General features: G+C 68.4%; 9 protein-coding genes and 1 tRNA gene. 7 read left to right on the top strand and 3 right to left on the bottom strand.

What is annotated here, in order from left to right; translation table 11 throughout:
* Window positions 1–53: 53 nt before the first annotated feature.
* A complete protein-coding gene (locus NS2_RS34075; protein ID WP_033091421.1) occupies window positions 54–995 on the top strand; it encodes an oxidoreductase in 942 nt (313 codons plus the stop codon).
* A gap of 56 nt (window positions 996–1,051) precedes the next feature.
* Here the strand turns inward: NS2_RS34075 and NS2_RS34070 are convergent, their stop codons facing one another.
* Together NS2_RS34070 and NS2_RS36520 are read right to left on the bottom strand one after the other, a co-directional pair.
* The gene (locus NS2_RS34070) at window positions 1,052–2,533 is read right to left on the bottom strand and encodes an alpha,alpha-trehalose-phosphate synthase (UDP-forming) (RefSeq protein ID WP_033091422.1); all 1,482 of its coding nucleotides are present in this window, start codon (window positions 2,531–2,533) and stop codon (window positions 1,052–1,054) included.
* 4 nt (window positions 2,534–2,537) lie between these two features.
* Window positions 2,538–2,705: a hypothetical protein gene (locus NS2_RS36520; RefSeq protein WP_162836619.1), complete on the bottom strand. Its 168-nt coding sequence runs from the start codon at window positions 2,703–2,705 to the stop codon at window positions 2,538–2,540.
* Window positions 2,706–2,929: 224 nt separating this feature from the next.
* On the opposite strand from NS2_RS36520, the gene NS2_RS34065 reads away from it, so the two are divergent.
* The 5 genes from NS2_RS34065 to NS2_RS34045 all read left to right on the top strand — a co-directional run bounded on the left by NS2_RS34065 (window position 2,930) and on the right by NS2_RS34045 (window position 6,707).
* Complete coding sequence (locus NS2_RS34065) at window positions 2,930–3,763, top strand: alpha/beta fold hydrolase (RefSeq protein ID WP_033091423.1); 834 nt, start codon at window positions 2,930–2,932, stop codon at window positions 3,761–3,763.
* 156 nt (window positions 3,764–3,919) lie between these two features.
* Window positions 3,920–4,162: an MbtH family protein gene (locus NS2_RS34060; RefSeq protein WP_019931522.1), complete on the top strand. Its 243-nt coding sequence runs from the start codon at window positions 3,920–3,922 to the stop codon at window positions 4,160–4,162.
* A gap of 169 nt (window positions 4,163–4,331) precedes the next feature.
* Window positions 4,332–4,403 (top strand) — tRNA-Thr (locus NS2_RS34055).
* 115 nt (window positions 4,404–4,518) lie between these two features.
* Window positions 4,519–5,256: a response regulator transcription factor gene (locus tag NS2_RS34050; protein WP_033091424.1), complete on the top strand. Its 738-nt coding sequence runs from the start codon at window positions 4,519–4,521 to the stop codon at window positions 5,254–5,256.
* Entirely contained in the window at window positions 5,253–6,707 is a 1,455-nt protein-coding gene (locus NS2_RS34045; RefSeq protein WP_052087052.1) for a sensor histidine kinase, read from the top strand. Before NS2_RS34050 ends, NS2_RS34045 begins: the two co-directional genes overlap by 4 nt.
* A gap of 27 nt (window positions 6,708–6,734) precedes the next feature.
* Here NS2_RS34045 and NS2_RS34040 read toward each other — a convergent pair whose 3' ends face one another.
* A complete protein-coding gene (locus NS2_RS34040; RefSeq protein WP_033091425.1) occupies window positions 6,735–7,160 on the bottom strand; it encodes an HIT family protein in 426 nt (141 codons plus the stop codon).
* 238 nt (window positions 7,161–7,398) lie between these two features.
* On the opposite strand from NS2_RS34040, the gene purD reads away from it, so the two are divergent.
* Window positions 7,399–8,682 (top strand): phosphoribosylamine--glycine ligase, encoded by a 1,284-nt coding sequence (gene purD, locus NS2_RS34035; protein ID WP_033091426.1) that lies wholly within the window; start codon window positions 7,399–7,401, stop codon window positions 8,680–8,682.
* The last annotated feature ends 81 nt before the right edge of the window (window positions 8,683–8,763 follow it).

Raw genomic sequence — 8,763 nt, 5'->3', positions numbered from 1 at the left:
AGTACTAGGCTGCTGCATGGAAGCTTCAGGATCTGAGAAGTCAGGATCGCACCGTGGGTAGTACGACGCCGTGGACCGCCGCCGATATTCCGGATCTCAACGGGCGCACCGCGATTGTCACCGGGGCCAGTGGGGGACTCGGGCTGGAGACGGCGCGGCAGCTCGCGGTGCACGGGGCGCGGGTGGTGCTGGCCTGCCGGAACGCCGAGAAGGCCGCCGCGGCGGCCGAGAGCATCCGGGAGAGCGCTCCGGGGGCCGAATTGCCGTTCGTGGAACTGGATGTGGCCGCGCTGGCCTCGGTTCGTAAGGCCGCCCAGCGGATTCATGACGAGTTCGAGCGGGTCGATCTGCTGGTGAACAATGCGGGGACCCTGAGCCGGGAGCGCACCGTCACCGTGGATGGGTTCGAAACCACCTTCGGGACAAATCATTTGGGGCCCTTCGCGTTCACCGGGCTGGTGCTGGATCTGTTGCGGGCCGCGCCGCACGGGCGGGTGGTGACGGTGACCAGCGGGGTGCCCGCGCAGAAGGGGACCTGGCTCGACATCGACGACCTCGCGTTCGAGAAGCGCAAGTACAAGGGGTATCCGGCGTATGCGCAGTCGAAGCAGGCCAATGCGGTGTTCGCGCTGGAGTTGCAGCGGCAGTTGAACGGGACCGGGAGCGAGCTGATTTCGGTGCTGGCGCATCCGGGGGCGGCGGAGTCGGACTTCGCGCAGAACTTCGGGCCCGCTGTGGCGTTTCTGGCGCGGCCGCAGCTGAAGTGGGTGTTCCGGGTCATCATGCAGACCGTCGAGATGGGGGCGTTGCCGACGCTGCGCGCGGCCACGGACCCCGGGGTGCGGGGCGGGGACTTCTACGGGCCCACCGGCACCACCAAGGGGTATCCGGTGCCGAACGAGACCAGTGCGGAGACTCGGGATCCGGAGCTGGCGGCGCGACTGTGGACCGAGTCGGAGCGGCTCACCGGGGTCACCTACCGGTTCGGCGAATAGCGTCGGGAAATGCGAACGCCCCCGGAAAAGTCCGGGGGCGTTCACGTTTCGCTGGATCAGCGGATCAGGTCCGGGTCGACGTCGTCGTCGGTCAGCAGCGCGCTGCCCGCGACCCGGTCGGTGGCCAGGGCGTCGAGGAAGGCGCGGGCCCACCGGTCGACGTCGTGGGTCAGGACCTGGCGGCGCAGCGAGCGCATGCGGCGGCGACGGGTGTCGCGGTCGTCGTCGATGGCGCCGATCAGGGCGTCCTTGACGCTGTCCAGGTCGTGCGGGTTGCACAGGTAGGCCTGACGCAATTCCGCGGCGGCACCGGTGAATTCGGAGAGCACCAGGGCGCCGTTGAGGCCGCCCTGGCAGGCCACGTACTCCTTGGCGACCAGGTTCATGCCGTCGCGCAGCGGAGTCACCACCATGACGTCGGCGGCCACGAAGAAGGAAATCAGTTCGTCGCGGGGGATCGGGCGGTGCAGGTAGTGCACGACCGGGTAACCGACGCGGGAGAACTCGCCGTTGATCCGGCCCACCTGGCGTTCGATATCGCCGCGCATCTGTTTATAGGACTCGACACGTTCGCGGCTCGGCGTGGCCAGCTGCACCATGACCGTGTCGGTGGGATCGATGCGGCCCTCGTGCAACAGCTCCTCGAGCGCGGCCAACCGGATATCGATGCCCTTGGTGTAGTCCAGACGGTCCACGCCCAGCAGGATCGTCTTCGGATTGCCCAGTTCCGCACGGATTTTCGCGGCCCGCTCGTGGACGCTGCGGCGGCGCGAGTACTCGTCGAGCTCGGTGGAGGTGATGGAGATCGGGAACGCGCCCACCCGGACGGTGCGGAAACCCACTTGCACCACACCGAGTTTCGAGCGCACGCCCACATTGCTGCGCGAAGTCGGCTGTCCGGCAAGGCGTCTGGCCAGGTAGAGGAAGTTCTGCGCGCCGCCGGGCAGGTGGAAGCCGATCAGGTCGGCGCCGAGGAGACCCTCGACGATCTCGGTGCGCCACGGCATCTGCATGAACAGTTCCACCGGCGGGAACGGAATGTGCAGGAAGAAGCCGATGGTCAGATCGGGGCGCAGCATGCGCAGCATCTTGGGCACCAGCTGCAGCTGGTAGTCCTGCACCCACACCGTCGCACCCTCGGCCGCCACCTTCGCGGTGTACTCGGCGAAGCGGCGGTTCACCTGTACGTAGGCCTGCCACCACTGGCGATCGTAGACCGGCCGCACGATCACGTCGTGATACAGCGGCCACAGCGTCGCGTTGGAGAAGCCCTCGTAGTAGTCGGCGACCTCGTCGGCCGAGAGCGGCACCGGATGCAGTTCCAGGCCGTCCTCGGTGATCGGATCCAGTTCGACGTCCGGAACCCCGGCCCAGCCGACCCACGCGCCCTTGTTGTTGCGCAGCACCGGCTCCAGGGCCGTCACCAGGCCGCCGGGACTGCGCTTCCAGCGGGTGGTGCCATCGGACAGACGCTCCAGGTCGACCGGAAGGCGATTGGCGACGACGACGAAACCGGAACCGGAGCTGTCCGGATTCACGGTGCTATTCGCCTCGCGTCGGCGCGATGCCCAGCATCGACAGCAGCATCCGGCACTCGTCGGCGCCGGTGGCGTAGGCGGCCACCACGCGCTGGGCCTGGCGGGCGGTTTCGTCGGCGAGCGGTTCCAGATCGTCGTCCGCGATGTCGTTGGCGCCGGTCTTCGCGGCCATATCGATGTCCTCTCGGGAAGTCAGCTCGGTACGAGACCCCCATGGTATCTGCCGGGAAAGTCGCGACCGTCCGCTGCGTGCATTGCGAGCCCTAACCGCAATGGTCAGCGGAGGGAGCGGCGGGCAGGGGAACGGCGAGCGAACCGGCCGAAACATTTCGGCGGCCCATACCTATACGGTGAACGAAAGCACGAGTCGGAACACCTGATGAAGGGGTCGCAAGCATGCCGTTGGCGACGGTGAACGGAATCTCGCTGAACTACCAGGTCAAGGGAGACCGGTCACGGGGCACCGACGTGAAGGGGTCCGCGCCGCTGGTCGTCATGATCATGGGCACCGGCAGCGGCGGCCGGGTGTGGGAACTGCACCAGGTGCCCGCGCTGGTCGCGGCCGGATTCCGGGTCTGCACCTTCGACAATCGCGGCATCGCACCGTCTTTCGAGTCCCCGAACGGCATGACCATCGAGGACCTGGTGCGCGACACCGCCGCCCTCATCGAATTCCTCGACGAGGGGCCGGTGCACCTGGTCGGCCAGTCCATGGGTTCGCGGGTGGCGCAGGAACTCGCGCTGGCCCGCCCGGACCTGGTGCGCAAGGCCGTCTTCATGGCCGGGCACGCGCGCCTGGACCAGTTCCAGCAGACGCTCTCGCTGGGCGAACACGAACTCGACGCCTCCGGCGTGCGGCTGCCCGCCAAGTACGAGGCCGCCCTGACCGCCGTCATGAACCTCAGCCCGGCGACCATGGCCGACCCGCACGCCTCGCGCGACTGGCTGGACCTGTTCGAATTCACCGGTGGCCCGGCCACACCCGGCGTGCGCGCCCAGCGGCGCATGGACCACGGCTTCGACCGCACCGCCGCCTACAAGGCGATCACCGTGCCCTGCCTGTCTATGGGATTCGCCGACGACCGGCTGATTCCGGCCTACCTTTCCCGCGAAGTGGCCGATATCATTCCGGGTGCGCGCTACCAGGAGGTTCCCGACGCCGGGCACTTCGGTTACCTGGAGCAGCCGGAGGCCGTCAACAAGATCATGATTGAATTCTTCGCGGCCTGAACACTCTGCCCATTCAACGAAGTGCAGGTAACCGCCCAGCGGTAACACCTGCCTTGCTAGGGTCGAATCAACGTCGGGGGCTCGTTCCATCACTGCGGTGGCTGGACGATCCGTCTACGTACTCCGTACACATGCGCCAGTATCCAGTGAGGTGAAATGAGCACCAATCCCTTCGATGACGAAGACGGCCGGTTCTTCGTCCTGGTCAACGATGAGGAACAGCACTCCCTGTGGCCGGCCTTCGCCGAGGTTCCGGCGGGTTGGCGAGTCGTTTTCGGCGAGGACAGCCGCGCCGCGTGCGTCGAGTATGTCGAGAAGAACTGGACCGATATGCGTCCGAAGAGCCTGCGTGACGCCATGGCGGCGGACGACGCGGCACGTCAGGCGGCGCAGTCCTGACACCCTGCGGTTAGTCCGATACTGCGCGAACGGCTTCCGAACGCGGCCGGGTGACGCCACAAGCGTCGCGCCCGGCCGCGCTCCGGCCCTGCACGCAGCATTGTTCTGACCGGGACGTCGGCTTTTCCGCGCAGCCGACGACCCCGGTTATGATTGGCACCGCATTTCCGCCTCCTTAGCTCAGTGGTAGAGCACCGCTCTTGTAAAGCGAAGGTCGTCAGTTCAATCCTGACAGGGGGCTCGACGACGAACGCCGGTCGATTCATCGACCGGCGTTCGTCGTATCTGCGACCGTTCCCAGGAAACTCCCAGGGAAGGTCCAGGTTCTTCGGGGGCGAAGCGCAGAATATGAGGCCATGACAGGTGTGCCCGCGCAGTCGCGTGAACCCGAGGCGAGGGTGCTCGTCGTCGATGACGAGCCGATGATCGTCGAGCTGCTGTCGGTCAGTCTGCGGTATCAGGGGTTCGAGGTCGCCACGGCCGGGAGCGGGACCGAGGGGCTGGACAAGGCCAAGACCTTCCGGCCCGATGCGCTGATCATCGATGTGATGATGCCGGGGATGGACGGGTTCGGGCTGCTGCGGCGGCTCCGCGCCGACGGGATCGACTCGCCTGTGCTGTTTCTGACCGCGCGCGACGATGTGGACGACAAGATCACCGGATTGACCCCGGGGGCCGATGATTACGTCACCAAGCCGTTCAGCCTCGAAGAGGTGGTGGCGCGACTGCGGGTGATCCTGCGGCGCGCGGGGCGGGCCGCGCCGGAGACGAAATCCTCGCGGCTGCGGTTCGCCGATATCGAGCTCGACGACGATACGCACGAGGTGTGGAAGGCCGGGGAGCCGGTTTCGTTGTCGCCCACCGAATTCACGCTGCTGCGGTACTTCCTGGTCAACGCCGGCACGGTGCTCAGCAAGCCGCGGATTCTGGATCACGTGTGGCGCTACGACTTCGGCGGTGAGGTCGGGGTGGTCGAAACCTATGTGTCCTATCTGCGCAAGAAGGTCGATACCGGACCGGACCGGTTGATCCATACGCTGCGCGGGGTCGGATATGTGATGCGGGAGCCGCGCGGTCGGGCGGCCGCCACGTGAGCTCGCTGCGAGGTCGGGTCGCCGATCGGCTCGCGGCGGTTCCGCTGCGCACCACGCTGGTCCTGGCGCTGGTGTCCCTGGTCGGATTCGGGCTGCTGGTGTCCGGCATCGCGGTCACCTCGCTGATGCGGAATGTGCTGGTGGAGCGCATCGATCGGCAGCTCTACGATGCCGCGCACAGCTGGGCCGCACCGGGCGCGCAACGGCCCGAACCGCTGCCCACCGGGCGCGTGCGGGAACGGCCGCCGCATCTGTACTGGGTGCAGGTGACCGACACCACCGGGCAGGTCACGCTGAGCCTGTCGGCGGGCGTGCAGCAGCCGGAGGTGCCCGCGGACCTGGGCACCCGGCCGCGGACCGTCGGCTCGGTGGCCGCGCCCGGCGAGGAATGGCGGGTGCTGCGGACCGGCAACCAATTCGGCACCAGCACCGTCGCGCTGCGCATGGACGAGACGAATTCGCTGCTGGACAAGCTGATCGTGCTGCAACTGGTGATCGGCGCACTGGTGCTGGCCGCGCTGGCCGCGGTGGCGCGCATCGTGATCCGGCGCAGTCTGCGGCCGCTGCGGGAGATGGAGCGCACCGCGGCCGCCATCGCGGGCGGGGATCTGCATCAGCGAGTTCCGGTGCGCGGCACCGACACCGAGGTCGATCACCTCTCGCAGTCGCTGAACACCATGCTGACCCAGATCCAGCAGGCCTTCGCCGCCACCGAGGCGTCGGAGGAGGCGGCCCGGAGCTCGGAGGCCAAGATGCGGCGCTTCGTCGCCGACGCCAGCCACGAACTGCGCACCCCGCTCACCAGCATCAAGGGCTTCGCCGAGCTGTACCGGCAGGGTGCGATCACCGATCCGGACCTGCTCACCGATCGCATCGAACGCGAATCCAAGCGGATGGGGCTGCTGGTCGAGGACCTGCTCATGCTGGCCCGGCTGGACGCGCAGCGGCCGGTGGAGCGGCGGCCGGTGGACCTGCTCATGTTGGCCAGCGACGCCGTGCACAGCGCGCGGGCGCTGGCGGCGGCCGAGCGGACCGCGCATCCGGACGCGCCGGAACGCAAGATCGACCTCGAGATCCGGCCCGGGCCGGGCACTTTGGAGCTGCTCGGGGACGAGGCGCGGCTGCGGCAGGTGCTGGCCAATCTGATCAACAACGCGCTGGTGCACACGCCCGCCGAGGCCGAGGTGGCGGTGCGGCTCACACCGGCCGAGCGCGAGGTGCTGATCGAGGTCGCCGACACCGGGCCGGGATTGGATGCCGAGCAGGCCGAGAAGGTCTTCGAGCGCTTCTATCGCGCGGACTCGTCGCGCAGCCGGGTGAGCGGCGGTACGGGACTCGGGCTTTCGATCGTGCAGGCGCTGGTTGCGGCACACGGCGGCAGAGTGTCGGTGACCAGCGCGCCGGGGGAGGGGACCACCTTCACGGTCCGGCTGCCGCGCGACGCGAGCTGAATTCCGGACCGTGAGTGAGAGTGGGTTCTACTCGGGGACGTTCGCGCCGTAGCCCAGATCGCGCAGGGCCTGCTTGATCATGGCCTGCGCCTCGTCCAGGGATTCCTTGCTGGGTGCCGGGTCGGCGCCGGTGATGTCGAAATTGCCGAGCTCGAAGGCCGGGAACACGTGCAGGTGCAGGTGCGGCACCTCGAGACCCGCGATGAGCAGGCCCGCCCGCGGCGCGTCCCACGCCGCGCGCACCGCCTGGCCGATCTTCTGGGCGACACCGTTCATGCGCGCGAAGGTGCCCGGGTCGATGTCCTGCCACTGGTCGATCTCCTTGCGCGGCACCACCAGCGTGTGCCCCTGCGTGACCGGAGCAATCGTCAGGAAAGCGACGAATTCATCGTCCTCCCAGACGAACCGGCCCGGCAGCTGACCGTCGATGATTGCGGAGAAAACAGAAGCCATGCTGTGTATTTTGCCCTCCGCTTCGCTCCGGGCGGGTTCGGGGCGCTGGAGGTCTCGTTCTTCCCTCCCTCCCTCCCTCCGCTCCTCCGCTTCGCTCCCCCGCTTCGCTCAGTCCGGAACGAGCGGCTCCATAGACCTGCGCCTTGCGCCCCGGGCACTGGGTGAGCCATCCCCCATACATGAATCCATGGCAGACCGCCCCCCCAGCTCGGATGCCCGGCCCTTTAAGCTGTCTGCCGTGCGCGTACTCGTCATCGGTTCCGGAGCCCGTGAACATGCCCTCGTCCTGGCACTGCGGAAGGACCCGGCGGTGACCGCGGTCTACGCCGCGCCCGGCAATGCGGGGATCGCCCAGCACGCGCAGGTGCGTGCGGTGGATGCGACCTCCGGGGAGGAGGTGGCGGCGCTGGCTCAGGAGCTGGGGGTCGATCTCGTGGTGGTCGGGCCGGAGGTGCCGCTGGTGCTCGGGGTGGCCGATGCCGTGCGCGCGGCGGGGATCCCGACTTTCGGGCCGTCGGCCGAGGCCGCCAAGATCGAGGGGTCGAAAGCGTTCGCCAAGGACGTCATGAATGCCGCCGGGGTGCGCACCGCGCACAGCGAGATCGTCGATCACCCGGGCGAATTGGATGCCGCGCTGGATCGTTTCGGGCCGACCTGGGTGGTCAAGGACGACGGGCTGGCCGCGGGTAAGGGCGTGGTGGTGACCGCGGACCGATCGGTCGCCCGCGAGCATGGCGCGGAACTGCTCGAGCAGGGGCACCCGGTGCTGCTGGAGTCCTTCCTCGACGGCCCCGAGGTGTCGCTGTTCTGCCTCGTCGACGGCGAGACCGTGGTGCCGCTGCTGCCCGCCCAGGACCACAAGCGCGTCGGCGACGGCGACACCGGGCCCAATACCGGCGGCATGGGCGCGTACACGCCGCTGCCGTGGCTGCCGGACGAGACGCTGCGGGCCATCGTCGACGATGTGGTGAAACCCGTTGCGGCCGAAATGGTTCGCCGCGGCGTGCCGTTCAGCGGCCTGCTCTACGCCGGTCTCGCCGTCGGCTCGGCCGGGCCCGCCGTCATCGAATTCAACTGCCGTTTCGGCGATCCCGAGACCCAGGCCGTGCTGGCCATGCTCGACAGCCCGCTGAGCGAGCTGCTCTACGCCACCGCCACCGGCAGCCTGGACCAGGTGGCCCCGCCGCGCTGGAAGGACGGCGCGGCCGTCACCGTCGTGCTGGCCGCCGAGAACTACCCGGCCCGCCCGCGCAGCGGCGACGTCATCACCGGAGCCGAATCCACCGGCACCGGAACCGAATCCGAGGTCCTGCACGCGGGCACCGCCCAGCGCGAGGACGGCGCCCTGATCTCCGCCGGCGGCCGCGTCCTCGCCATCGTCGGCCAGGGCGCAAACCTCGCCGAGGCCCGCAAGAACGCCTACGACCGCCTCGCCGGTATCAAGCTGCCCGGCGGCCACTTCCGCTCCGACATCGCCCTGGCCGCCGAGGAAGGCCGGATCACCATCCCGGCCGCGGTCTGACAAAGCCGTAAAGCGCCCCGCCCGAAATTGGTTCGGGCGGGGCGCTTTTCTTTCCGGAACTCGATATGCCGGGGCTAGTAC

Source organism: Nocardia seriolae NBRC 15557 (genome assembly GCF_007990715.1).
GTDB classification, from domain to species: domain Bacteria; phylum Actinomycetota; class Actinomycetes; order Mycobacteriales; family Mycobacteriaceae; genus Nocardia; species Nocardia seriolae.
This window is presented reverse-complemented; position numbering and strand designations above follow the sequence as displayed.

What these genes read in the sequence shown, in the direction of transcription:
- NS2_RS36520 (WP_162836619.1), bottom strand. Translation starts at nt 2,705, where the DNA reads ATGGCCGCGAAGACCGGCGCCAACGACATCGCGGACGACGATCTGGAA.
- NS2_RS34065 (WP_033091423.1), top strand. Translation starts at nt 2,930, where the DNA reads ATGCCGTTGGCGACGGTGAACGGAATCTCGCTGAACTACCAGGTCAAG.
- NS2_RS34060 (WP_019931522.1), top strand. Translation starts at nt 3,920, where the DNA reads ATGAGCACCAATCCCTTCGATGACGAAGACGGCCGGTTCTTCGTCCTG.
- NS2_RS34050 (WP_033091424.1), top strand. Translation starts at nt 4,519, where the DNA reads ATGACAGGTGTGCCCGCGCAGTCGCGTGAACCCGAGGCGAGGGTGCTC.
- NS2_RS34040 (WP_033091425.1), bottom strand. Translation starts at nt 7,160, where the DNA reads ATGGCTTCTGTTTTCTCCGCAATCATCGACGGTCAGCTGCCGGGCCGG.